The following is a 22,768-nucleotide window of genomic DNA, read 5'->3' on the forward strand; positions in this document are numbered from 1 at the left end:
GAGGGCGGCGGCCATGCCGGCCGGGCCGGCGCCGATGATCAGCAGTTCGACCGCCTCGCTCATGGCCGGGTCTCCACCCGCATGCCCTCGCGGCAGAGCGTCTGGCAGGCCAGCCGGCGCACGCCGTCGATGCTCACCCGGCATTCCTGGCAGATGCCCATGCCGCAGAGCGGCGCGCGGCGCTGGCCGCTGACCGAGGTGCGCGTGCAGCCGTCGCCGCCCAGGGCGAGCGCGGCGGCCACGCTGGTACCGTCGGCAACGCGCAGCGGGCGACCGTCGAGAAGGAGTTCAGGCATGCGCGGGGTCTCCGAAGAAGCGCTGCGGCGAGTAGTCCTGCGCCGCCAGGGGCGAGGTCTCGCCGAGCAGTTGCGCGACCAGCAGGTCGGCGGTGCCGGGCGCGGTGGTCACGCCGAGGCCCTCGTGGCCGACCGCCAACCAGAGGCCCGGTCGTTGCGGGTGTTCGCCAACCAGCGGCAGGCCGTCCGGGCTGGCGGCGCGAAGGCCGGTCCAGCTGCGGATCGCGTTGAGGTCGCCCAGGCCGGGCATGTAGTGCAGGGCGCGGCCGAGCATCTTCGCCAGCATCCAGCCTTCCACTGCCGGGTCGACGCTGTCGAACTGCCGCGAGGCGCCGATGAACAGCTGGCCGGTGGGACGCGGCTGGATGTTGCAGGCGGCGGACGGGCCGGTCGCATTGTGCGCGCTGGTGACGTAACCCAGCTCGACCAGCGTGTGCCGGACCTTGCCGGGATAGCGGTCGGTGATCAGCAGGTGGCCCTTCTTCGGCACGATCGGCAGTTCCGGGCACAGCGTGCCGGCCTGCACGCCGTTGGCCAGCAGCACGGCCTGGGCGGCGAGCCATTGGCCGTCGGCCAGGCGCACGCGATTGCCGTCGATCTCGACCACCTCGGCGCGCTGCTGGCGGATGCGCGCGGGGTCGCTTTCCAGCAGCCAGCGCGCGGTGTTCGGTGCATAGAGAATGCCGTCGCCGGTGACCTTCAGCGCGCCGAGCAGGTCGTCGCGCAGTTCCGGTTCGGCCTCGCGCAGCGCCTGCGCGCCGAGCATCTCGCAGGCCAGCCCGCGGGCGCTCAGCACGGCGTGCTTGGCTTCGGCCACCGCCAGCTCCTCGGGGTTCTCCGCCAGCCACAGGGTGCCGTTGCTGCGGTAGGCGCAGCCCTCGGGCAATTCGGGCGCCAGCTCGCGCCAGCGCTGCAACGAGTATTCGCTCAGCGCCAGCTCGGCCGGATTGTCGTCGAGCACCAGCAGGTGGCCCATGCCGGCGGCGGTGGCGCCGGGCAGGCCGGCGTCCAGCACGTGTACGTCGAGGCCGCGCCGGGCCAGGGCATGGGCGCAGTAGGCGCCGACGATGCCGGCGCCGATGACGATGACGTCGGCGGCGCGGCCCTCGCTCACGGGCGGATGCCCCAGGCGAAGGGGTCGTCGTCCTCGATGATCAGTGTCGCTTCGGCGCTGATGTTGGCGCGCCCGCGGATGGTCGGCACGATCCGCTCGCCCTGCCATTCGAAGCTGCCCTCGAACCGGCTGCCGATCAGGCTGGCCTGGCGCCAGGTCTCGCCGGGTTGCAGCTTGCCGTCGGCCGCCAGGCACGCCAGCTTGGCGCTGGTGCCGGTGCCGCAGGGCGAGCGGTCGTAGGCCTTGCCAGGGCAGAGCACGAAGTTGCGGCTGTCGGCGGGCAGCCAGGCTGCTGCCCGCTCTTCGCTCGCGACGCTTGGCGGCGAGCCGTTCGGGGGTGTGTCCTCGGCAAACAGCTCGATGTGGTCGATCAGGCCGCCGTCTTCGCCGCGAATGCCCTGGTCTTCCAGGGCCTTCTGCACCGCGACGGTGTAGGCGGTGAGGGCGTCGAGGTTGTCGCCGGCGATGCGCAGGCCGTGTTCGGCGATCAGGAAGAACCAGTTGCCGCCCCAGGCGATGTCGCCGGTCACCCGTCCGTAGCCGGGTACCTCCAGGCCGACGGCCTGGCGGTAGCGGTAGGACGGCACGTTGCGCACGCTCACCGAGCGGTCGTCGTGCAGCGTCGCCTCGACGGTGCCGACCGGCGTCTCGACCTTGTGCACGCCGGGTTCGATCCAGCCCAGGTGCGCCAGGGACACCACCAGACCGATGGTGCCGTGGCCACACATGCCCAGATAGCCGCTGTTGTTGAAGAAGATCACCCCGGCGCAGGCCTCGGGATCGACTGGCTTGCAGTACAGCGCGCCGACCAGCACGTCGCTGCCGCGCGGCTCCAGCACGCTGGCGGCGCGCCAGTCGTCATGCCGTTCGGCGAGAATCTGCCGGCGCTCGGCCATGCTGCCGGTGCCGAGGTCGGGAAAACCGTCCAGCACCAGCCGGGTGGGTTCGCCGCCGGTGTGGGAATCGAGGACGCGGATGCGTTTCATGCTGCCACCTGAAGCCTGTGAAGGCGCCTAGAGTGGCGCTGGAGGCGGCCGCGGGGCTTGATGGATTTCCGCCGCGCCGATGACGAAATCGGCACGACGCAAAGACGCTGCGGGAAGCCCGGCAAGCACCCCTAGACTTCGGTGATCTCTTCGTTCGGCAGCTGTGCGTAGAGCGTCCGGCAGACGCCGATGATGTGCTGTTCGATCAGTTCGGCGGCGCGCTCGGCGTCGCGATCGGCACAGGCGCGGAGGATCTCCCGGTGTTCCTGGTCGGCGCGTTGCTTGCCCTCGGGGAAGGTCATCTGCATGCGCAGGTAGCGCTCCACCTTGTCGTGGATCGAACGGATCAGGTTGAGCAGGAACGGCCGTTGCGCGGCTTCGTACAGGCAGGTGTGGAACGCCCAGTTCAGCTCGGCCCAGCGGCCGACGTTGTCGTCGACGATGAATTCGTCGCAGATCGCCGTGGCCCGTTCGAGCTGCGCGCGGGTCATCTTCGGCACCGCCAGGCGGATCGCCTGCACCTCGAGGAGTACCCGCACCTCGAAGATTTGCGCCAGTTCCGGCTCGGAAATCCGCGTGACCACGGCGCCCTTGTTGCGCAGGAACTGCACCAGACCCTCGGCTTCCAGGCGCTTGAGCGCCTCGCGCACGGGAATCTTGCTGACGTTGAACAGCCGCGCGATGTCATCCTGGCGAATCGGCTCGTCCTCGGCGAAATGCCCGGAGATGATCGCTTCGCGCAGGTGCTTGGCGATCACCTCGGAGGCCGAGGGAGCGAGGCCGAGGTTGGGTGCGTTGAGAATCGCCAGGGGCATGGGAAGGGGTCCATTATCGAAGTTTGAATATTGTATACGAGCGACATGGCCGTTGCAGTCGCGCGCATGCGGGCGCGAGCGGTCGGTGATCGTACAACCTCGATCGGGTATGATCGATCCTGCCGAACAGCCATTAAGAATCTTCCATGGAAAGTCCAGATACCCCGCCGCTGCGCACCCGGCGCAAGCACCGCAGCCTCGCCCAGGAGCTGGTCACCGAACTGTCGCAGCAGATTCGCGACGGGGTGATCAAGCGTGGCGACAAGCTGCCCACCGAGTCGGCGATCATGGAAGAGCAGGGCGTCAGTCGCACCGTGGTCCGCGAGGCGCTGTCCCGGCTGCAGGCGTCCGGCCTGGTGGAAACGCGCCACGGCATCGGCACCTTCGTGCTGGATACGCCAAGCCCCAGTGGCTTTCGCATCGACCCGGCGACCATCGTCACCCTGCGCGACGTGCTGGCGGTACTCGAATTGCGCATCAGCCTGGAGATCGAGTCGGCCGGCCTGGCGGCTCAGCGCCGTTCGGCGGAACAGCTCGCGGCAATGCGGGCGGCGCTGGATGCGCTGAATCTCAGCGTCGCGCATGCCAGCGATGCGGTCGCCTCGGACTTCCAGTTCCACCTGCAGATCGCGCAGGCCACCGGCAACCGCTATTTCACCGACATCATGACCCACCTGGGCACCAGCATCATTCCGCGCACGCGGGTGAATTCGGCGCGCATCGCCCATGATGACCAACAGCACTACCTGTCCCGCCTCAGCCGCGAGCACGAGGAAATCTACGAAGCCATCGCCCGCCAGGACTCCGACGCCGCCCGCGCCGCCATGCGCCTGCACCTCACCAACAGCCGCGAACGCCTGCGCCAGGCGCACGAGCAGGCCGAGCAACTGCGGGGCTGAGGCTTCCAGCCGTTGCCGTCCTGGGATCGATGATCGCGAATACGCGTTCAGGCCGTAGGTAGAGGCGCCGCGCCAGGCTGGCCGGCTCTTTTCCCGTGCCGGTATCGAGGCCTTGGGTATCGCGGACGCCACCGTTCGGCATCCTGCCGGTGACGGGGTATCTCTGGCTGGGATCTGTCGTTTATCAGTTGTAATACGACTGCATGGTTTACGCCCGCTGAGCGACGCGGGTGTTTACGCGAATTCCTGCGGGCTAAACCGAGGATAGCCAGCAAGCCTGTAGACGAAGGTCGTAGGCGCAAATTCTCGGGCTTGTATGTTCAATCTACAGTTGTACGATGACATACGACATAGCGTAGCTCGCTCGTATTCCTCCATCGCTTTGCAGGGTGTTCCCATAATGAATCCACAAGAACTCAAGTCCATCCTCTCTTCCGGTCTGCTGTCCTTTCCGGTCACCGACTTCGACGCCGCCGGCGAATTCAATCCGGCCGGCTACGTGCGCCGCCTGGAATGGCTGTCCCAGTACGGCGCGAGCGCGCTGTTCGCCGCTGGCGGAACCGGCGAGTTCTTCTCCCTCGCGCCGGACGAATACGGCTCGGTGATCAAGACCGCGGTCGATACCTGCGCCAGCAGCGTGCCGATCCTCGCCGGAGTCGGCGGCCCGACCCGCCTGGCCATCCAGTACGCGCAGGAGGCCGAACGCCTGGGCGCCAAGGGCCTGCTGCTGCTGCCGCACTACCTCACCGAAGCCAGCCAGGAAGGCGTGGCCGCCCACGTCGAACAGGTCTGCCGCTCGGTGGACATCGGCGTGGTGGTCTACAACCGCAACGTCTGCCGCCTGACTCCCGTGCTGCTCGAGCAACTGGCCGAGCGCTGCCCGAACCTGATCGGCTACAAGGATGGCCTGGGCGACATCGAGCTGATGGTCTCGATCCGCCGCCGCCTCGGCGATCGCTTCAGCTACCTCGGCGGCCTGCCGACCGCGGAAGTCTATGCCGCCGCCTACAAGGCGCTGGGCGTGCCGGTCTACTCCTCGGCGGTGTTCAACTTCCTGCCGCGTACCGCGATGGACTTCTATCGCGCCATCGCCGCCGACGACCACGAGACCGTGGGCAAGCTGATCGACGATTTCTTCCTGCCGTACCTGGACATCCGCAACCGCCGCAAGGGCTACGCGGTGAGCATCGTCAAGGCCGGGGCGAAGATCGCCGGTTACGACGCCGGCCCGGTGCGTGCGCCGCTGACCGACCTGCTGCCCGCCGAGTACGAGGCGCTGGAAGCGCTGATGAGCACCCAGGGCGCTCAATAAGAGGACGCTTCCCCATGGCACAACGATTCGACAATTTCATCGGCGGCGAGTGGGTTGCCGGCGTCGGCTACACCGACAACATCAACCCGTCGGACCTGTCCGATTCCATCGGCGAGTACGCCCAGGCCGACGCGGCCCAGGTCGCCCAGGCGATCGAGGCGGCGCATCGCGCATTTCCGGCCTGGTCGGTGTCCGGTATCCAGGCGCGTGCCGACTCGCTGGAGAAGGTCGGCCTGGAAATCCTCGCCCGCCGCGAGGAGCTGGGCGCGCTGCTGGCCCGCGAGGAGGGCAAGACGCTGCCCGAGGCGATCGGCGAAGTCGTGCGCGCCGGCAACATCTTCAAGTTCTTCGCCGGCGAATGCCTGCGCCAGAGCGGCGATCTGCTCGATTCGGTACGCCCTGGCGTCAGCGTCGAGGTGACCCGCGAAACGCTGGGCGTGATCGGCCTGATCACGCCGTGGAACTTCCCCATCGCCATCCCGGCCTGGAAGATCGCCCCGGCGCTGGCCTACGGCAACTGCGTGGTGTTCAAGCCGGCCGACCTGGTGCCGGGCTGCGCCTGGGCGCTGGCCGAGATCATCTCGCGCGCCGGCTTCCCGGCGGGCGTGTTCAACCTGGTGATGGGCGCCGGCCGCGTGGTCGGCGAGGCCATCGTCGGCGACAAGCGTGTGGACGGCATCAGCTTCACCGGCTCGGTCGGCGTGGGTCGCAGCATCGCCACCCAGTGCGTCGCCCGAGGTGCCAAGGTGCAGCTGGAGATGGGCGGCAAGAACCCGCAGGTGATCCTCGACGACGCGGACCTTGCCGTCGCCGTGGAACTGGCCACGCAGAGCGCCTTCTATTCCACCGGCCAGCGTTGCACGGCGTCCAGCCGGCTGATCGTCACCGCCGGCATCCACGACCGTTTCGTCGAGGCGATGGCCGAGCGCATGCGTTCGATCAAGGTCGGCCACGCATTGGAGCAGGGCGTTCACGTCGGGCCGGTGGTGTCGCAGGCGCAGCTCGAGCAGGACCTGCGCTACATCGCCCTGGGCCTGGAGGAGGGCGCGCGGCTGGTGTCCGGTGGCGAGCGCGTGAGCTGTGCGAAGGACGGCTATTACCTGGCGCCGACGCTTTTCGCCGACAGCGATGCGCAGATGCGCATCAGCCGCGAGGAAATCTTCGGCCCGGTGGCCAACATCGTCCGCGTGGCCGACTACGAGGCGGCGCTGGCGATGGCCAACGACACCGAGTTCGGCCTGTCGGCCGGCATCGCGACCACCTCGCTGAAGTACTCCAACCACTTCAAGCGCCACTCCCAGGCCGGGATGGTGATGGTCAACCTGCCCACCGCGGGGGTCGACTATCACGTGCCGTTCGGCGGGCGCAAAGGCTCGTCCTACGGGGCTCGCGAGCAGGGGCGTTACGCCCGCGAGTTCTACACGACGGTGAAGACCACCTACATCGGCTGAGAACCTGTTCATGATCTGCTGCGCGTCGGCCCTACTGCGTTAAAAAACGGGCTCTAGCTCGCGGGATCGTGAACAGGTTCTGAGGACAGCAGCAGTAAGCGGAGCGGCGTCGATGGACGCCGGCCCGCAGCAACGCTTCGGCGAGGCACGCGAAAAAACGCGCCTCGCCGGCCGCACGGATGGCGGCAAACGAACCAGTAGACCCCGCCACAAAAACAAAAGTGGGAGTAACCGCTGTGCAAGACACCCAGAAGACTCACGTCCGCTACCTGATTCTGCTGATGCTGTTCCTGGTCACCACGATCAACTACGCCGACCGCGCCACCATCTCCATCGCCGGCTCCAGCCTGCAGAAAGACCTCGGCATCGACGCCGTCACCCTCGGCTACATCTTCTCCGCCTTCGGCTGGGCCTATGTGCTCGGGCAGGTTCCGGGCGGCTGGCTGCTCGACCGCTTCGGCTCGAAGAAGGTCTACGCCGCCGGCATCTTCATCTGGTCGCTGTTCACCCTGCTGCAGGGCTTCGTCGGCGGCCTGCCGGTGGCCTGGGCGGTTACCACGCTGTTCGTCCTGCGCTTCATGGTCGGCTTCGCCGAGGCGCCCTCGTTCCCCGGCAATGCGCGCATCGTCGCGGCCTGGTTCCCCACCGCCGAGCGCGGCACGGCCTCGGCGATCTTCAACTCGGCGCAGTACTTCGCCACCGCGCTGTTCGCCCCGATCATGGGCTGGATCGTCCACGCGATGGGCTGGGAACACGTGTTCGTAGTCATGGGCGTGCTCGGCATCCTCTTCTCCATCATCTGGATGAAGACCATCTACAACCCGAAGGAACACCCGCGCATCAACCAGGCGGAAATCGACTTCATCGAACAGAACGGCGGCCTGGTGGACATGGATCAGACCCGCAAGAGCGACGGCCCGCGCTGGGACTACGTGCGCCAGCTGCTGACCAACCGCATGCTGCTGGGCGTGTACCTGAGCCAGTACTGCATCAACGCCATCACCTACTTCTTCCTCACCTGGTTTCCGGTGTACCTGGTGCAGGAACGCGGCATGACCATCCTCAAGGCCGGCTTCATCGCCTCGCTGCCGGCGATCTGCGGCTTCATCGGCGGCGTCCTCGGCGGGGTGATCTCCGACTACCTGCTGCGCAAGGGCCATTCGCTGACCTTCGCTCGCAAGCTGCCGATCGTCTGCGGCCTGACCCTGTCGACCACCATGGTGTTCTGCAACTATGTCCAGGCGGACTGGATGGTGGTCGGCTTCATGACCCTGGCGTTCTTCGGCAAGGGCATCGGCGCACTCGGCTGGGCGGTGGTGGCGGACACCTCGCCCAAGCAGATCGCCGGCCTCTCCGGCGGCCTGTTCAACACCTTCGGCAACATCGCCTCGATCACCACGCCGATCGTCATCGGCTACATCATCGCCGCCACCGGTTCGTTCAAGTGGGCGCTGGTGTTCGTCGGTGCCAACGCGGTGCTGGCGGTGTTCAGCTACCTGGTCATCGTCGGCAAGATCCAGCGCGTGGTGCTGCATGACGACGACGGCGACGCCGGCACCCAGGCGGTGGATGGCAAGCTGGCCGACGCGCGTAGCTGACCGATACGACTCCCGGTTCGCCGGGAGGCTTCACCCTGACAACGACAACAAGGGCCAACCCATGCAGTTGATCGAACATTCCGATTCCCCGCGTTACGTGCGCCTGCACGATGACGACAACGTCGTGGTGGTGGTGAACGACCAGGGCGTCGCTGCCGGCAGCCGTTTTCCCGATGGCCTGACGGTGATCGAAGGCGTGCCGCAGAGCCACAAGGTGGCGCTGCGCGACATCCCCGCGGGCGGCCCGGTGCTGCGTTACGGGCAGGTCATCGGCTACGCCCGCGAAACCCTGCGCCAGGGCAGCTGGGTGAAGGAAACCCAGCTCGACATGCCGTCGGCGCCGCCGCTGGACAGCCTGCCGATGTCCGACGCGGTGCCGTCCTCGCTGCCGCCGCTGGAAGGCTTCACCTTCGAGGGTTACCGCAATGCCGACGGCACCGTAGGCACGCGCAACATCCTCGGCATCACCACCACCGTGCAGTGCGTCACCGGCGTGCTCGACCACGCGGTGTCGCGAATCCGCAAGGAGCTGCTGCCCAAGTACCCGAACGTCGACGACGTGGTGGCGCTGACCCACAGCTACGGCTGCGGCGTGGCGATCACCGCGCGCGACGCCTACATCCCGATCCGCACCGTGCGCAACCTGGCGCGCAACCCGAACCTGGGCGGCGAGGCGCTGGTGATCGGCCTCGGCTGCGAGAAACTGCAGGCCGGCCAGGTGATGCACGAGGACGATCCGTCCGTCGACCTCTCCGAGCAGTGGCTGTATCGCCTGCAGGATTCGCGCAACGGCTTCGTCGAGATGATCGAGCAGATCATGGAGCTGGCCGAGGCGCGGCTGCAGAAGCTCGACCAGCGCCGCCGCGAGACCGTGCCGGCCTCCGAGCTGATCCTCGGCATGCAGTGCGGCGGCAGCGACGCCTTCTCCGGCATCACCGCCAATCCGGTGCTGGGTTACGCCTCGGACCTGCTGATCCGCGCCGGCGCCACGGTGATGTTCTCCGAGGTCACCGAAGTGCGCGATGCCATCTACATGCTCACCTCGCGCGCCGAGAACACCGAGGTGGCCAACGCGCTGGTGCGCGAGATGGACTGGTACGACCGTTACCTGCAGAGCGGCGAGGCCGACCGCAGCGCCAACACCACGCCCGGCAACAAGAAGGGCGGGCTGTCCAACATCGTCGAGAAATCCCTCGGCTCGATCGTCAAATCCGGCAGCAGCGCGATCAACGGCGTGCTCGGCCCGGGCGAGCGGGTCAGCCGCAAGGGCCTGATCTTCTGCGCCACGCCGGCCAGCGACTTCGTCTGCGGCACCCTGCAGCTCGCCGCCGGGATGAACCTCCACGTGTTCACCACAGGCCGCGGCACGCCCTACGGCCTGGCCATGGCGCCGGTGGTCAAGGTGTCCACCCGCACCGAGCTGGCCGAGCGCTGGCCGGACCTGATCGACATCGACGCCGGGCGCATCGCCAGTGGCCGGGCGACCATTGAGGAGATGGGCTGGGAGCTGTTCCGCTACTACCTGGACGTCGCCAGCGGCCGCCAGCAGACCTGGGCCGAGCGCCACGTGCTGCACAACGACCTGGTGCTGTTCAACCCCGCGCCGATCACCTGATCGGCCTTCCGCCGCTCCGGTGCCGCCCGCCTGGCGCTCCGGCGGGCGCCGTTGCAGCGCCCAGGCTGTCCGCCGTCATGGCGAGCCCCGCCGCGAGGGGTAAGATCGCGTCTCTGCGCTGAAGTCTGCGAATCGCCCGCCGATAATCCCTGGTGTCCGTGTTTTCGTGCGTCGCGCAGCGGCCCGATCACTTCAACAGCCCCACGGGAGTTCCATGTCCTCATCCTTCGCCAAGAGCGATGCGCTCTCCCTGCTCCTGTTCACCTTGCGCAGCGGCAAGCTGATGGCAATCAACCTGCTCAAGGTCAGCGAGATCATCCCCTGCCCACGGCTGACCCATCTGCCGGACTCGCACCCGCACGTGGAAGGCATCGCCACCCTGCGCGGCGTCGCCCTGTCGGTGATCAACCTCAGCCGGGCGATCGGCGAGCAGCCGCTGAGCGATCCCGCCGCCGGCTGCCTGATCGTCACCCAGGTCAGCCGGTCCACCCAGGGTCTGCACGTGCAGGGCGTGACCCGGATCGTCCACTGCCGCACCAGCGACATCCGCCCACCGCCCTATGGCTCCGGGCGCAAGTCGTTCATCACCGGCACCGCCGAGGTGGACGGCGAGCTGATCCAGATTCTCGACATCGAAAAGGTCATCCACGGCATCGCGCCGGCGCCCATCGAGCTGGGCGTGGACGAACTGGATACCGAGGATGCGCAACTGCTGTCGGAGGCGCGGGTGCTGGTGGTGGACGACAGCCAGGTCGCGCTGCACCAGTCGCTGATTTCGCTGCAGCACCTGGGCGTGGTCTGCCACACCGCCCACAGCGCGCGCGAGGGGATGTCGATTCTCGAAGCGCTGCACGGCAGCGAGGACGCGATCAACATCGTCGTCTCGGATATCGAGATGCCCGAGATGGACGGCTACAGCTTCACCCAGAGCCTGCGCCGGCACGCCGACTTCCGCGACATCTACGTGCTGCTGCACACCTCGCTGGATGCCACGATGAGCGCCTCCCGAGCCACGGAAGCCGGGGCCAACGACGTGCTCACCAAGTTCTCCGCGCCGGAGCTGGGCAAGTGCCTGGTGCGGGCCGTGCGCGCCAATCACGCGGCGCGCATCCGCTAAGGGTTGCCGGGAAGGCGCCGATGTTCGGCGCCTGGTCGGGGCGCGCGTGGCTCAGCCGCCGCGGGCCGCCGCCAGGCTGGCGACCAGCTTGGGCTGGCAGTTGAGGTAGACCGACGACTGCAGCCAGCGCTGGTCCGGGTAGTAGGAGAACATGAACTGCCCTCCCTTGAGGCTGTCCACCACTTGTTGCGCCACTTCCGGGCGCACGGCGGGGCAGCCGAGGCTACGGCCGATGCGGCCCTGGCTCCGGATCAGCGCGGGACTCACGTAATCGGCCGGATGGATGACGATGGCGCGCTCGCGGGCGCGGTCGTTGATCCCCGGCTCCAGGCCGTCCATGCGCAGCGAGTAGCCATGTTTGCCGATGTAGCTTTCCTGGGTGCGGAACAGCCCCAGGCTCGACTGATTGCTGCCCTCGACGTTGGAAAAGCGCGTCGCCAGGTTTTCCCCGGATTTCTGCCCGTGGGCGACCAGGTCGCTGAGCACCAGCCGGTTGCTCCGCAGGTCGAAGATCCACAGGCGCCGTTCGGTGGACGGCCGCGAGAAGTCGATGATCGCCAACCGCTGCGCCGGCAGCGCGCCGTTGTTGATGGCGCAACGCATCGCCGAAACGGCGTGCTGGAGGATCTTGCGATTGAGTTGTGGCGCCTGGGCGGCGAGGGTATCCACCTGGCGATCCGGCAGTCGCGGCGCGGCCGAAAGCGGGTTCGCCAACATCCCCATGCAGACGGCTGCCAAACCGAGCCGTCGAAAAATTGTCATCATGCAGGTAGGTCTCTGTAGTGCGGCTTCCCGGCGTTCACCGGCCGGTTCCGTCTCGTGAGGTCGTTGTGCCTCGCAATTCTCATGCCTGCGGCGTACCGCGAAGTGCGCGGATTCTAGCAGGCGATCCGCCGTTCGGAGTCGAAAAGTTGCTCAATAAACGTACACTTGGTCTGGTTGGGCTGGCGCTGGCCGCCCCGCTGGCATCGGCGCAGGACGTCCTCGTCAACCCAATCCAGCAGCAATTGGCGGACACCCGCTTCGGCTGCGTGCAGCCCGCGCCGGCGCTGAACGAAGTCGATCGCGAGTGGCTGCAGGCCTTCTACCTGCAACGTGGGTTCCAGCCGGCCTGGACGGACGAGCGTCTGCAGCGGCTGTTCACCCAGCTGGATGACCTCGCCGACGACGGCCTCGACCCGCAGGCGTACCAGGTGCATCCGCTGCGCCAGTTGGCGCAGTTCGAGCAGCCTTCGCCACAGCTGTCCGCCTGCACCGAGGTGCTCGCCTCCAGCGCCTACCTGCAGGCGCTGCGGCACCTGGCGTTCGGCCGTCTGGATCAGGCCAAGGTCGAGCCGATGTGGCAACCCGAGGGCAGCCAGCCGACCCTCGACCGCGGGCCGCTGCTGCACCTGGCGGAGGAACACCTGTCCGATCCCGCCCTGGCGTTCGCCGAGGCGCGGCCGGCCACCGAGGCCTACCAGAAGCTGCGCCTGCGTTACGCCGAATTGCGCCGGCAGCCGCTGCCTTCCTGGCTCGCGGTGCCCGCCGGACCGCTGCTGAAGCCCGGCGCGGTGGATGCGCGCGTGCCGTTGCTGGAGCAGCGCCTGCTGCTGCGCGGCGACCTCGCCCAGGGAGTGCCGCCCGCCGAAGCCGGCCAGGGCGCGGTCTACTCGCCGGAGCTGGTCGCGGCCGTGGAAGCCTTCCAGGGCCGTCATCTGCTCAAGCAGGACGGCGTGATCGGCCCGTCCACCCTCACCGAACTGAACCGCTCGGCCAGCGAGCGCATGGATCAGATCCGCGTCAACCTCGAGCGGCTGCGCTGGCTCGCCCACCAGCTCAGCCCGACCGGCGTACTGGTGGACGTGGGCAGCGAAGTGGCGTTCTACCGCGACGACAAGCTGGTCTGGCGCGCGCGCACCCAGGTCGGGCGCCCGTCCCGGCCGACGCCGCTGCTGCGCTCGCAGATCACCCACCTGACGCTGAACCCGACCTGGACCGTGCCGCCGACCATCCTGCGCGAAGACAAGCTGCCCGAACTGCAGCGCGACGCCGCCGGCTACCTGGCCAGCAACAACATGCAGGTGATCGATTACGACGGCAACGCGGTCGATCCGCGGGGCGTCGACTGGACCCATCCGGGGCGCATCCTGATCCGCCAGGAGCCCGGCCCGCACAATGCCCTCGGCCGCGTGGCGATCCGCTTCCCCAACCCGTTCTCGGTGTACCTGCACGACACGCCGAGCCAGCGCCTGTTCGATAACCTGCCGCGGACCTTCAGCTCGGGCTGCGTGCGCGTGGAGCGGGTCTCCGAGCTGATCGACCAGTTGCTCGCCGAGGTCACGCCGAGGGAACGCGAACGCATCGCCCGGCTGTGGGAAACCGGCCGCACGCTGCGCGCCGACCTGCCCAAGCCGGTGCCGATCCTGATGGCCTACTGGACCGCCCAGTTAGGCGACGACGGCCAGCTGCAGTTCCGCCCCGACATGTACGGCTACGACGCGCGCGTGCTCGCCGCGCTGAATGCGGCGGGCAAGCGCGGCTAGCGCGGGTGGACGCGGCGCCTGTGACGCCCCTTTCGCAGGCATGAAAAAAGCCGGGCATCTCGCGATACCCGGCTTTTTCGTTTGCCTGACCGATCAGCTGTTGCGGATCAGGTGGTCGAAGGCGCTCAGCGAGGCCTTCGCGCCTTCGCCGACGGCGATGACGATCTGCTTGTACGGCACCGTGGTCACGTCGCCGGCGGCGAAGATGCCCGGCAGCGAGGTTTCGCCGCGCGCATCGACAATGATCTCGCCGCGGGGAGACAGCTCCACCGAGCCCTTCAGCCAGTCGGAGTTCGGCAGCAGGCCGATCTGCACGAAGATGCCTTCCAGTTCCAGGGAAACGAACTCGTCGGAGTTGCGATCCTTGTAGACCAGGCCGTTGACCTTCTGCCCGTCGCCCTTGACCTCGCTGGTCAGCGCGCTGGTGATCACGCTGACGTTGGGCAGGCTGTAGAGCTTCTTCTGCAGGACCGCATCGGCGCGCAGCTTGCTGTCGAACTCCAGCAGGGTGACCTGGGAAACGATGCCGGCCAGGTCGATGGCCGCTTCGACGCCGGAGTTGCCGCCGCCGATCACCGCCACGCGCTTGCCCTTGAACAGCGGACCGTCGCAGTGCGGGCAGTAGGCCACGCCCTTGTTACGGTATTCCTGCTCGCCGGGCACGTTCATTTCCCTCCAGCGGGCGCCGGTGGAGAGGATCACGGTCTTCGCCTTGAGGCTGGCACCGCTCTCGAACTTCACTTCGTGCAGGGCACCTTCACCGCTGGCCGGAATCAGCTGGCTGGCGCGCTGCAGGTTCATGATGTCGACCTCGTACTGGCGCACGTGCTCTTCCAGCGCGCGTGCCAGCTTCGGTCCTTCGGTCTCCTGCACGGAGATGAAGTTCTCGATGGCCATGGTGTCCAGCACCTGACCGCCGAAGCGCTCGGCGGCGACACCGGTGCGGATGCCCTTGCGCGCGGCGTAGATCGCCGCCGCGGCGCCGGCCGGGCCGCCGCCGATGACCAGCACGTCGAAGGCTTCCTTGGCGTTGAGCTTCTCGGCATCGCGGGCCGAGGCGCCGGTGTCGATCTTGGCGAGGATCTGCTCGACGTCCATGCGGCCCTGGCCGAACAGCTCGCCGTTCAGGTAGATGCTCGGCACCGACATGATCTGGCGATCGTTGACTTCGTCCTGGAACAGCGCGCCGTCGATGGCGACGTGGCGGATGTTCGGGTTGAGCACGGCCATCAGGTTCAGCGCCTGGACCACGTCCGGGCAGTTCTGGCAGGACAGCGAGAAGTAGGTCTCGAAGTTGAATTCGCCTTCCAGGCCCTTGATCTGCTCGAGGGTTTCGGCCGTGGCCTTCGACGGGTGACCGCCGACCTGCAGCAGGGCGAGTACCAGCGAGGTGAATTCGTGGCCCATCGGCAGGCCGGCGAAACGCAGGCTGATGTTGCCGTTGGGACGGTTGAGCGAGAACGACGGCTTGCGGGCGTCCGCGCCATCGGTCTTGAGGGTGATCTTGTCGGTCAGGCTGACGATGTCCTGCAGCAGGCCGAGGGTTTCCTGAGATTTCGCGCTGTCATCGAGGGACGCGACGATCTCGAACGGCTGGGTGACCTTTTCGAGGTAGGCCTTCAACTGGGTTTTAAGATTGTCGTCCAACATGGCGGCGGTTTCCCTTTGCTGAATTTTGAGAAAAGAACGCCCGGGCGGATCGCACCCGGGCGTCGGGCACCTCCTAAACTTTATGAGCCTAGTCGGCGGAAAATGGACTGAAGAGCGTCGCGAGCGACGGCAGTGCGAGGCGAAATCAGGCGAGGGCCGGTCGGAGTCGCGGGCGACTTTACGAGCGGTAAATGAGCAGCCCGTCCTAGGCGGCCCCACCTGATTTCAACGCTGCAATGCCTAGCGCAGCAGCTCTGCAACCATTTTTAGATCTTGCCGACCAGGTCCAGCGATGGAGCCAGGGTCTTCTCGCCTTCTTTCCACTTGGCCGGGCAGACTTCTCCCGGGTGAGCGGCGGTGTACTGGGCGGCTTTCAGTTTGCGCAGGGTTTCCGACACGTCACGAGCGATCTCGTTGGAGTGGATTTCTACGGTCTTGATCACGCCTTCCGGGTTGATCAGGAAGGTGCCGCGCAGGGCCAGGCCTTCTTCCGGAATGTGCACGCCGAAGGCGTTGGTCAGTTGGTGGGTCGGGTCACCGATCAGCGGGAACTGGGCCTTGCCAACGGCCGGCGAAGTTTCGTGCCATACCTTGTGCGAGAAGTGGGTATCGGTGGTGACGATGTACACCTCGGTACCGGCCTTCTGGAACTCGGCGTAGTTGTTGGCGGCGTCTTCGATCTCGGTCGGGCAGTTGAAGGTGAAGGCAGCCGGCATGAAGATCAGTACCGACCACTTGCCTTTGAGGGATTCCTCGGTGACTTCGATGAACTTGCCGTTGTGGAATGCGTTGACTTTGAAAGGCTGGACTTGAGTGTTAATCAGAGACATCAGTGGAGCTCCTTCAGGGGGTTTGGAAAATTTGATGTCGCCATCCTAACGAGGTTGGCGGGAAAGTTTTAATTGATTGAGGCGATGACTGTCATTGGCTGACTCTATGCAGAGGCGCCTCGCGCGCGAAGAACATGATCGACCAGTCGCCCGCAACACGCCAGCAGCGAAAACGGCCCGCAGGGGGCCGCTCCGTTCCATCGGGGATTCTCATGTCTGGGTGTGACACTCCCAAGACCCCGATGTTCGTCAGCGCGGCTTGTAGACCTGCCCGGTCTGCGCGCCCTCGACGCTCTTCGCGTAGGCCAGCGCCGCTTCCGCCGCGGGGATCGGCTTGAAGCCGCGGAAATAGCTGGCGTATACCTCCATCGACTCCTCGACCACCGTCGGGCTCACGGCGTTGACGCGCAGGCCGCGGGGCAGCTCGATCGCCGCGCCGCGGACGAAACCTTCGATCGCGGCGTTGACCAGGCTCGCCGAGCTGCCGAAACGGATCGGCTCGTCGCTGATGATGCCCGAGGTGAAGGTGAAGGACGCGCCGTCGTTGGCGAACTCGCGGCCGATCAGCAGCAGGTTGACCTGGCCCATCAGCTTGTCGCGCAGGCCGACGGCGAACTGTTCCTCGCCCATCTCGGCCAGCGCGCCGAAGTGCACCTTGCCCACCGCGCTGACCAGCGCATCGAAGTGGCCGACCTGCTCGAACAACCGACGGATCGAGGCGGTATTGGTGATGTCGACCTGATGGTCGCCGTTGCTGCGGCCGACCCGGACGATCTCGTGGCGCGGGGCGAGTTCGGCATCGATCGCCTTGCCGAGGGTGCCGCTGGCGCCGATGAGGATGATCTTCATGGAGCTGCTCCTGTCGGGGAATGGACACCCAGTGTAGGCGCAAGCCGGTCACGGCGGTGAGCGCCCGCGCGGCAGTGGGCACTGCGCAGGCGCTATCATGCGCGCTCCCTTTGCCGACGATGACCCCCATGACTACGGAAACACCGACGCTGCTGACCGCCCTGGAAACCGCCGACATGCTGCTGATCGACGACCTGCACGCCTGGCAGTTCGCGCTGGACGAGGCGGCGCTGGCGCAGGGCGTCTTCGGCGACGCCGACAGCCTGCTGAGCATCGAGTGCATGGACGGCCGTACCCGCCGCGTCTGGCGCTTCTCTTCCGTGCAGGTACGGGCCGCCACCTTCGATGCGCCGAGCGACAGCTGGCGCATCGCCGACGCCGATGGCGAACACCGGCTGGTGTGCTTGGCGGCATTCGGTGGCGACGACAGCGACGCCGACGAAGACGACGCCAGCAACGACGCGTAGAAAACGCGAGCCGCCTGACAGCGCGCATAAAAAAACCGCCCCGAAGGGCGGTTTTTCGTTCTGGCAGGCTTAGCCGCCGAGGTAGGCGTCGCGCACCTTCGGGTCGTGCAGCAGTTCCTGGCCGCTGCCCTGCATGACGATCCGGCCGTTCTCCAGCACGTAGCCGCGGTCGGCGAGCTTGAGCGCCTGGTTGGCGTTCTGCTCGACGAGGAACACGGTCACGCCGTCTTCGCGCAGCTGTTCGATGATGTCGAAGATCTGCTGGATGATGATCGGCGCCAGGCCCAGCGACGGTTCGTCGAGCAGCAGCAGCTTGGGCTTGCTCATCAGCGCACGGCCGATGGCGAGCATCTGCTGCTCGCCGCCGGACATGGTGCCGGCGCGCTGTGCCAGGCGTTCCTTGAGCCGCGGGAACAGGTGCAGCACCTTGTCCAGTTGCTGCTGGTTGTCCGCCTTGCTGCCGAAGAAACCGCCCATGGCGAGGTTTTCCTCTACGGTCAGGCGGGCGAACACGCGGCGGCCTTCCGGCACCACGGCGATGCTCTTGCGCATGATCTGCGGGGTTTCCAGGCCGACCAGTTCCTCGCCTTCGTAGCGAATGCTGCCGCTGGTGGCCTGCGGCGTGCCGCAGAGGGTCATCAGCAGGGTGGATTTGCCGGCGCCGTTGGCCCCGATCAGGGTGACGATCTCGCCCTTGCGGACTTCCACGCTGACGCCGTGCAGCGCCTGGATCTTGCCGTAGAAGGTGGACACGTTATCGAAATACAGCATTGGATTACGCCTCCCCCAGATAGGCTTTGATCACGTCCGGGTTGTCGCGGACCTGCGCCGGCGTGCCGTCGGCCAGGGGCGTGCCCTGGTTGATCACGAAGATGTGGTCGGAAATGCTCATCACCAGGTGCATGTCGTGCTCGATCAGCAGCACGGTGACGTTGTGCTCGTCGCGCAGCACGCCGATCAGCTGCTTGAGGTCTTCGGTTTCCCGCGGGTTGAGGCCGGCGGCCGGCTCGTCGAGCATCAGGATGCGCGGGCGCGTCATCATGCAGCGGGCGATCTCCAGGCGGCGCTGCTGGCCGTAGGCGAGGGTACCCGCCGGGCGGTTGGCGACGTCGGTCAGGTTGACCCGTTCCAGCCAGTGCGCGGCGAAATCCATCGCCTCGCGCTCGCTGCGGCGGTAGCCCGGCGTCTTCAGCAGGCCGGCGAGGAAGTTGGTGTTGAGGTGGCGATGCTGCGCCACCAGCAGGTTTTCCACCGCGGTCATGTCCTTGAACAGGCGCACGTTCTGGAACGTCCGCACCACGCCCTTGCGCGCGATGTGATGGCCCGGCAGACCTTCGATCTGCTCGCCGGCGAGGCGGATGCTGCCGGAAGTCGGCTTGTAGAAACCGGTCAGGCAGTTGAACACGGTGGTCTTGCCGGCGCCGTTCGGGCCGATCATCGAGACCACCTGTTTTTCCTCGACGCGCAGGTTCACCCCGTTGACGGCCAGCAGGCCGCCGAAACGCATGGACAGCCCGCTCACTTCAAGAATCGGCTGGCTCATCGTTTCAACTCCAGGTGGGGACGCTGCATGGGCAGCAGGCCCTGCGGACGCCAGATCATCATCAGCACCATCAGGGCGCCGAACATCAGCATGCGGTACTCGCTGAACTCACGCATCAGCTCGGGCAGCAGGATCATCACGATGGCGGCGAGGATCACCCCCAGCTGCGAACCCATGCCGCCGAGCACGACGATGGCGAGGATGATCGCCGACTCGATGAAGGTGAAGGATTCCGGCGTCACCAGGCCCTGGCGGGCGGCGAAGAAGCTGCCGGCGAAACCGGCGAAGCAGGCGCCGAGGGTGAACGCCGAGAGCTTGATCGCGGTGGGGTTCAGGCCCAGCGCGCGGCAGGCGATCTCGTCCTCGCGCAGCGCTTCCCAGGCGCGGCCGATGGGCATGCGCAGCAGGCGGTTGATCACGAACAGGGTCAGCAGCACCAGCAGCAGGGCGATCAGGTAGAGGAAGATCACCTTGTTGATCGAGTTGTAGGCCAGGCCGAAATACTCGTGGAAGGTCTGCATGCCCTCGGCGGCCTTGCGCTCGAAGGAGAGGCCGAACAGCGTCGGCTTCTCGATGTTGCTGATGCCGTTGGGGCCACCGGTGATGCTGGTCAGGTTGCGCAGCAGGATGCGGATGATCTCGCCGAAGCCCAGGGTGACGATCGCCAGGTAGTCGCCGCGCAGGCGCAGCACCGGGAAACCGAGCAGGAAGCCGAACAGCGCGGCCATCGCCCCGGCGATCGGCAGGCAGGTCCAGAAGCCGAAGCCGTAGTAGCTCGACAGCAGCGCATAGCTGTACGCGCCCACGGCGTAGAAGCCCACGTAGCCGAGGTCGAGCAGGCCGGCGAGGCCGACGACGATGTTCAGGCCGAGGCCGAGCATCACGTAGATCAGGATCAGCGTGGCGATGTCCACCGCGCCGCGCGAGCCGAAGAACGGCCAGACCAGCGCGAGCATGACCAGCGCCAGGATGATCCAGCGCTGCGTCGACGGCAGGGTTAGGAAGTTGCCGGCACCGGCCGGTACGCTCGGCAGGTTCGGGCTGGCGGCCCAGCCGGCGGCCAGGTGATGGCGGAACAGCTGCCAGACGAACATCGCCACGGCGCAGCCGGCGATGATCCACAGGGTGGTGGCGCTGGCGCCGTGCACCTGCAGGCCGATGCCCACGGTGGTCAGCTTGAGGCCGAGCACCGGGTAGGCCACGGCGATCACCAGCAGGGCGCTGAAGAACGCGGTCTTGAGTTTGTGTGCGGTCATACTTTTTCAACCTCCGGGCGGCCCAGGATGCCGGTCGGCCGGAACAACAGAACGAGAACCAGCAGGCTGAAGGCGACGACGTCCTTGTACTGGTCGCCGAACAGGTCGGCGCCGAAGGCTTCGGCGACGCCCAGCACCAGCCCGCCGAGCATGGCGCCGGGGATGCTGCCGATACCGCCGAGCACCGCGGCGGTGAACGCCTTGATCCCGGCGAGGAAGCCCAGGTGCGGGTTGATCACGCCGTATTGCAGGCCCAGCAGCACCGCCGCGACCGCCGCCAGGGCGGCGCCGATGACGAAGGTCAGGGCGATGATGTTGTTGGTGTTGATGCCCAGCAGGTTGGCCATCTTGATGTCTTCGGCGCAGGCGCGGCAGGCGCGGCCGAGGCGCGAACGCGAGATGAACAGCGTCAACCCGAGCATGGTCAGGGTGGTGACGACGAAGATCAGGATCTGCATGTAGGAGATCGTCACGCCGTTGTCGCCGAGCACCAGATTGCCGGGGATCAGGTTGGGGATCGCCTTGTCCTTCGAGTCCTGGGTCAGCAGGACCTCGTTCTGCAGGAAGATCGACATGCCGATCGCCGAGATCAGCGGGATCAGCCGGTTGCTGCCGCGCAGCGGCCGGTAGGCGACCCGTTCGATGCTGTAGCCATACGCACTGGTGACGATGACGCTGGCGGCGAAGGCCGCGATCATCACGATGGGCAGGCTGTGGATGCCGAACATGGCGAGGCCGGCGATGGCCATGAACGCCACGTAGGAACCGATCATGTACACCTCGCCGTGGGCGAAGTTGATCATGCCGATGATGCCGTAGACCATGGTGTAGCCGATGGCGATCAGGGCATAGGTGCTGCCAACGGTGAGACCGTTAACCAGCTGCTGAAGGTAGTGGTAGAGCTCGGGCATTACCTGACTCCTGGAACATCCCGTACTGCGGCGCTCGTGACGCGTGGATGTCCGGAACATGCGGATAGACAAAGCCCACTGCGCGAACGCAGTGGGCTTTGGGTTTCAAGCGTGACGCTTACTTGGCTTCGGTCTTGGTACCGTCCTGGTGCCATTCGTAGACCACGAAGCTGAAGTCCTTCAGGTCGCCCTTGTCGTCGAAGCCGAGGCTGCCGGTCGGGGTGTCGAAGCTGTTGGCGCGCAGCGCTGCGGCGACCTTGTCGGTGTCGGTGCTGCCGGCTTTCTTGATGCCTTCGGCGATCACCTGGACCGCGGCGTAGGCCGGGAACACGAACGGACCGGTCGGGTCCTGGTTCTTCGCCTTGAAGGCCTCGACCAGCGCCTGGTTCTTCGGATCCTGGTCGAAGGATTTCGGCAGGGTGACCAGCAGGCCCTCGGAAGCCGGGCCGGCGATCGCCGAGATTTCCTTGTTGCCCACGCCTTCCGGACCCATGAACTTGACCTTCAGGCCTTTTTCACTGGTCTGGCGCAGGAGCAGGCCGAGTTCCGGGTGGTAGCCGCCGTAGTAGACGAAGTCGACGTTGGCCTGCTTCAGCTTGGCGATCAGCGAGGAGAAGTCCTTGTCGCCGGAGTTGATGCCTTCGAACATCGCGACCTTGACGCCTTTGGCTTCCAGGGTCTGCTTGACGGCGGTGGCGATGCCTTCGCCGTATTGCTGCTTGTCGTGGATCACGGCAACCACTTTCGGCTTGACGTGGTCGGCGATGAAGGCGCCTGCGGTCGGGCCCTGCAAGCTGTCCAGGCCGATGGTGCGGAAGATCAGCTTGTAGCCGCGCGCGGTGATTTCCGGGCTGGTGGCGGCCGGGGTGACCATCATGATGCCTTCGTCTTCGTAGATGTCCGAAGCCGGCTGGGTGGAGCTGGAGCACAGGTGGCCGACGACGAATTTCACGTCGTCGTTGACGATCTTGTTGGCCACGGCGACCGCTTGTTTCGGGTCGCAGGCGTCGTCGTAGACCACGCCTTCGAGTTGCTCGCCGTTGACGCCACCGGCCTTGTTGATCTGCTCGATCGCCATCTTGGCGCCGATGAACTGCATTTCACCGTACTGGGCGACCGGGCCGGTCACGGGGCCGGCGAGGGCGATCTTGATGGTGTCGGCGGCAACGGAATAGCTGGCAGCGCCGGCCAGGGCCATGGCGGCGAACAGTTTGGAAAGCTGCTTGGTAGCCTTGTTCATTGGTGCTCCACTCTCTGGTGTTTTGGTTGTGTCGGCTCTGCGCGGCAGGCCGTGGAACCGAACGGTAGACCCTCCGGGTCATGCCCGTACAACTGTACCGGTACAGTGTAAGGCGGGCATCGACGGCTTGAAAGCCAAGGCGCCAAGCGGAACGGAGGGGTGTCGCCTAAACGCAACAAGTGTACAAAATTCCGCCGCAAATTCCTCGTCTCGCATGCTGTTTGCATAGATCTGACCGGAACATCGGGAGCGGGGCGCGGCCGGGGCACGCCGTTGCGCAGGCCGCGCAGCCCA

Annotated in this window: 21 protein-coding genes; 8 read left to right on the top strand and 13 right to left on the bottom strand. The window is 66.5% G+C overall.

Translation table 11 applies throughout. The annotated features are described in order from the left end of the window. Window positions 1-59: 59 nt before the first annotated feature. The 4 genes from B2X67_RS17190 to B2X67_RS17205 form a co-directional block, all read right to left on the bottom strand. The gene (locus B2X67_RS17190) at window positions 60-296 is read right to left on the bottom strand and encodes a (2Fe-2S)-binding protein (RefSeq protein ID WP_273232897.1); all 237 of its coding nucleotides are present in this window, start codon (window positions 294-296) and stop codon (window positions 60-62) included. Further along, window positions 289-1,410, bottom strand: coding sequence for an NAD(P)/FAD-dependent oxidoreductase (locus B2X67_RS17195; protein ID WP_286786239.1), 1,122 nt, complete (start codon window positions 1,408-1,410; stop codon window positions 289-291). Before B2X67_RS17195 ends, B2X67_RS17190 begins: the two co-directional genes overlap by 8 nt. Further along, complete coding sequence (locus B2X67_RS17200) at window positions 1,407-2,396, bottom strand: 4-hydroxyproline epimerase (protein WP_286786240.1); 990 nt, start codon at window positions 2,394-2,396, stop codon at window positions 1,407-1,409. The genes B2X67_RS17195 and B2X67_RS17200 overlap by 4 nt, the downstream gene beginning before the upstream one ends. Before the next feature lie 131 nt (window positions 2,397-2,527). Further along, complete coding sequence (locus B2X67_RS17205) at window positions 2,528-3,199, bottom strand: GntR family transcriptional regulator (RefSeq protein ID WP_273232937.1); 672 nt, start codon at window positions 3,197-3,199, stop codon at window positions 2,528-2,530. 158 nt (window positions 3,200-3,357) lie between these two features. Here B2X67_RS17205 and B2X67_RS17210 point away from each other — a divergent pair, with 158 nt between their 5' ends. The 6 genes from B2X67_RS17210 (at window position 3,358) to B2X67_RS17235 (ending at window position 11,203) form a co-directional block, all read left to right on the top strand. Continuing rightward, window positions 3,358-4,110 (top strand): FadR/GntR family transcriptional regulator, encoded by a 753-nt coding sequence (locus B2X67_RS17210; protein ID WP_273232893.1) that lies wholly within the window; start codon window positions 3,358-3,360, stop codon window positions 4,108-4,110. A 400-nt stretch (window positions 4,111-4,510) separates the two neighbouring features. Then, window positions 4,511-5,422: a 5-dehydro-4-deoxyglucarate dehydratase gene (gene kdgD / locus B2X67_RS17215; protein ID WP_273232891.1), complete on the top strand. Its 912-nt coding sequence runs from the start codon at window positions 4,511-4,513 to the stop codon at window positions 5,420-5,422. Window positions 5,423-5,436: 14 nt separating this feature from the next. Next, entirely contained in the window at window positions 5,437-6,873 is a 1,437-nt protein-coding gene (locus B2X67_RS17220) for an aldehyde dehydrogenase family protein (RefSeq protein ID WP_286786241.1), read from the top strand. Between the two features lie 236 nt (window positions 6,874-7,109). Then, a complete protein-coding gene (locus B2X67_RS17225) occupies window positions 7,110-8,471 on the top strand; it encodes an MFS transporter (protein WP_273232889.1) in 1,362 nt (453 codons plus the stop codon). 61 nt (window positions 8,472-8,532) lie between these two features. Then, window positions 8,533-10,086: a galactarate dehydratase gene (garD, locus tag B2X67_RS17230; protein WP_286786242.1), complete on the top strand. Its 1,554-nt coding sequence runs from the start codon at window positions 8,533-8,535 to the stop codon at window positions 10,084-10,086. Window positions 10,087-10,300: 214 nt separating this feature from the next. Beyond that, the gene (locus tag B2X67_RS17235; RefSeq protein ID WP_273232886.1) at window positions 10,301-11,203 is read left to right on the top strand and encodes a chemotaxis protein; all 903 of its coding nucleotides are present in this window, start codon (window positions 10,301-10,303) and stop codon (window positions 11,201-11,203) included. Window positions 11,204-11,254: 51 nt separating this feature from the next. On the opposite strand, the gene B2X67_RS17240 is transcribed toward B2X67_RS17235, so the two are convergent. Next, the gene (locus B2X67_RS17240) at window positions 11,255-11,968 is read right to left on the bottom strand and encodes a murein L,D-transpeptidase catalytic domain family protein (protein ID WP_090228629.1); all 714 of its coding nucleotides are present in this window, start codon (window positions 11,966-11,968) and stop codon (window positions 11,255-11,257) included. 146 nt (window positions 11,969-12,114) lie between these two features. Here B2X67_RS17240 and B2X67_RS17245 point away from each other — a divergent pair, with 146 nt between their 5' ends. Beyond that, window positions 12,115-13,728, top strand: a complete 1,614-nt coding sequence (locus tag B2X67_RS17245; protein ID WP_286786243.1) for a L,D-transpeptidase family protein — start codon at window positions 12,115-12,117, stop codon at window positions 13,726-13,728. Between the two features lie 93 nt (window positions 13,729-13,821). Here the strand turns inward: B2X67_RS17245 and ahpF are convergent, their stop codons facing one another. From ahpF to B2X67_RS17260, 3 genes are all read right to left on the bottom strand, one after another. Next, window positions 13,822-15,378 carry an alkyl hydroperoxide reductase subunit F gene (ahpF, locus tag B2X67_RS17250; protein ID WP_273232882.1) on the bottom strand — a complete coding sequence of 519 codons (1,557 nt, stop codon included), beginning with the start codon at window positions 15,376-15,378 and terminating at the stop codon, window positions 13,822-13,824. 266 nt (window positions 15,379-15,644) lie between these two features. Next, window positions 15,645-16,208, bottom strand: coding sequence for an alkyl hydroperoxide reductase subunit C (gene ahpC, locus B2X67_RS17255; protein ID WP_090228623.1), 564 nt, complete (start codon window positions 16,206-16,208; stop codon window positions 15,645-15,647). A gap of 249 nt (window positions 16,209-16,457) precedes the next feature. Then, window positions 16,458-17,057, bottom strand: coding sequence for a short chain dehydrogenase (locus B2X67_RS17260; protein WP_286786244.1), 600 nt, complete (start codon window positions 17,055-17,057; stop codon window positions 16,458-16,460). A 128-nt stretch (window positions 17,058-17,185) separates the two neighbouring features. Here B2X67_RS17260 and B2X67_RS17265 point away from each other — a divergent pair, with 128 nt between their 5' ends. Continuing rightward, the gene (locus tag B2X67_RS17265; protein ID WP_286786245.1) at window positions 17,186-17,524 is read left to right on the top strand and encodes a DUF5629 family protein; all 339 of its coding nucleotides are present in this window, start codon (window positions 17,186-17,188) and stop codon (window positions 17,522-17,524) included. 69 nt (window positions 17,525-17,593) lie between these two features. On the opposite strand, the gene B2X67_RS17270 is transcribed toward B2X67_RS17265, so the two are convergent. The 5 genes from B2X67_RS17270 to B2X67_RS17290 all read right to left on the bottom strand — a co-directional run bounded on the left by B2X67_RS17270 (window position 17,594) and on the right by B2X67_RS17290 (window position 22,474). Beyond that, window positions 17,594-18,295, bottom strand: a complete 702-nt coding sequence (locus B2X67_RS17270; RefSeq protein WP_273232873.1) for an ABC transporter ATP-binding protein — start codon at window positions 18,293-18,295, stop codon at window positions 17,594-17,596. A gap of 4 nt (window positions 18,296-18,299) precedes the next feature. Then, window positions 18,300-19,067, bottom strand: a complete 768-nt coding sequence (gene livG / locus B2X67_RS17275; RefSeq protein ID WP_090228615.1) for a high-affinity branched-chain amino acid ABC transporter ATP-binding protein LivG — start codon at window positions 19,065-19,067, stop codon at window positions 18,300-18,302. Beyond that, window positions 19,064-20,323, bottom strand: coding sequence for a high-affinity branched-chain amino acid ABC transporter permease LivM (locus B2X67_RS17280; RefSeq protein WP_090228613.1), 1,260 nt, complete (start codon window positions 20,321-20,323; stop codon window positions 19,064-19,066). Before B2X67_RS17280 ends, livG begins: the two co-directional genes overlap by 4 nt. Continuing rightward, window positions 20,320-21,234, bottom strand: coding sequence for a high-affinity branched-chain amino acid ABC transporter permease LivH (gene livH / locus B2X67_RS17285; RefSeq protein WP_090228610.1), 915 nt, complete (start codon window positions 21,232-21,234; stop codon window positions 20,320-20,322). Before livH ends, B2X67_RS17280 begins: the two co-directional genes overlap by 4 nt. A 118-nt stretch (window positions 21,235-21,352) precedes the next feature. Then, window positions 21,353-22,474: a branched-chain amino acid ABC transporter substrate-binding protein gene (locus B2X67_RS17290; protein WP_286786246.1), complete on the bottom strand. Its 1,122-nt coding sequence runs from the start codon at window positions 22,472-22,474 to the stop codon at window positions 21,353-21,355. Window positions 22,475-22,768: the final 294 nt, after the last annotated feature.

The sequence above is a fragment of the Pseudomonas sp. UBA3153 genome (assembly GCF_002364635.1).
Classification (GTDB): Bacteria; Pseudomonadota; Gammaproteobacteria; order Pseudomonadales; family Pseudomonadaceae; genus Pseudomonas_O; species Pseudomonas_O kuykendallii.

Bases quoted from the DNA above. Each gene is read 5' to 3' on its own strand.
- B2X67_RS17190 (WP_273232897.1), bottom strand. From the start codon at position 296: ATGCCTGAACTCCTTCTCGACGGTCGCCCGCTGCGCGTTGCCGACGGT.
- B2X67_RS17200 (WP_286786240.1), bottom strand. From the start codon at position 2,396: ATGAAACGCATCCGCGTCCTCGATTCCCACACCGGCGGCGAACCCACC.
- B2X67_RS17210 (WP_273232893.1), top strand. From the start codon at position 3,358: ATGGAAAGTCCAGATACCCCGCCGCTGCGCACCCGGCGCAAGCACCGC.
- kdgD (WP_273232891.1), top strand. From the start codon at position 4,511: ATGAATCCACAAGAACTCAAGTCCATCCTCTCTTCCGGTCTGCTGTCC.
- B2X67_RS17220 (WP_286786241.1), top strand. From the start codon at position 5,437: ATGGCACAACGATTCGACAATTTCATCGGCGGCGAGTGGGTTGCCGGC.
- garD (WP_286786242.1), top strand. From the start codon at position 8,533: ATGCAGTTGATCGAACATTCCGATTCCCCGCGTTACGTGCGCCTGCAC.
- B2X67_RS17235 (WP_273232886.1), top strand. From the start codon at position 10,301: ATGTCCTCATCCTTCGCCAAGAGCGATGCGCTCTCCCTGCTCCTGTTC.
- B2X67_RS17240 (WP_090228629.1), bottom strand. From the start codon at position 11,968: ATGATGACAATTTTTCGACGGCTCGGTTTGGCAGCCGTCTGCATGGGG.
- ahpF (WP_273232882.1), bottom strand. From the start codon at position 15,378: ATGTTGGACGACAATCTTAAAACCCAGTTGAAGGCCTACCTCGAAAAG.
- ahpC (WP_090228623.1), bottom strand. From the start codon at position 16,208: ATGTCTCTGATTAACACTCAAGTCCAGCCTTTCAAAGTCAACGCATTC.
- B2X67_RS17260 (WP_286786244.1), bottom strand. From the start codon at position 17,057: ATGAAGATCATCCTCATCGGCGCCAGCGGCACCCTCGGCAAGGCGATC.
- B2X67_RS17265 (WP_286786245.1), top strand. From the start codon at position 17,186: ATGACTACGGAAACACCGACGCTGCTGACCGCCCTGGAAACCGCCGAC.
- B2X67_RS17270 (WP_273232873.1), bottom strand. From the start codon at position 18,295: ATGCTGTATTTCGATAACGTGTCCACCTTCTACGGCAAGATCCAGGCG.
- livG (WP_090228615.1), bottom strand. From the start codon at position 19,067: ATGAGCCAGCCGATTCTTGAAGTGAGCGGGCTGTCCATGCGTTTCGGC.
- B2X67_RS17280 (WP_090228613.1), bottom strand. From the start codon at position 20,323: ATGACCGCACACAAACTCAAGACCGCGTTCTTCAGCGCCCTGCTGGTG.
- livH (WP_090228610.1), bottom strand. From the start codon at position 21,234: ATGCCCGAGCTCTACCACTACCTTCAGCAGCTGGTTAACGGTCTCACC.
- B2X67_RS17290 (WP_286786246.1), bottom strand. From the start codon at position 22,474: ATGAACAAGGCTACCAAGCAGCTTTCCAAACTGTTCGCCGCCATGGCC.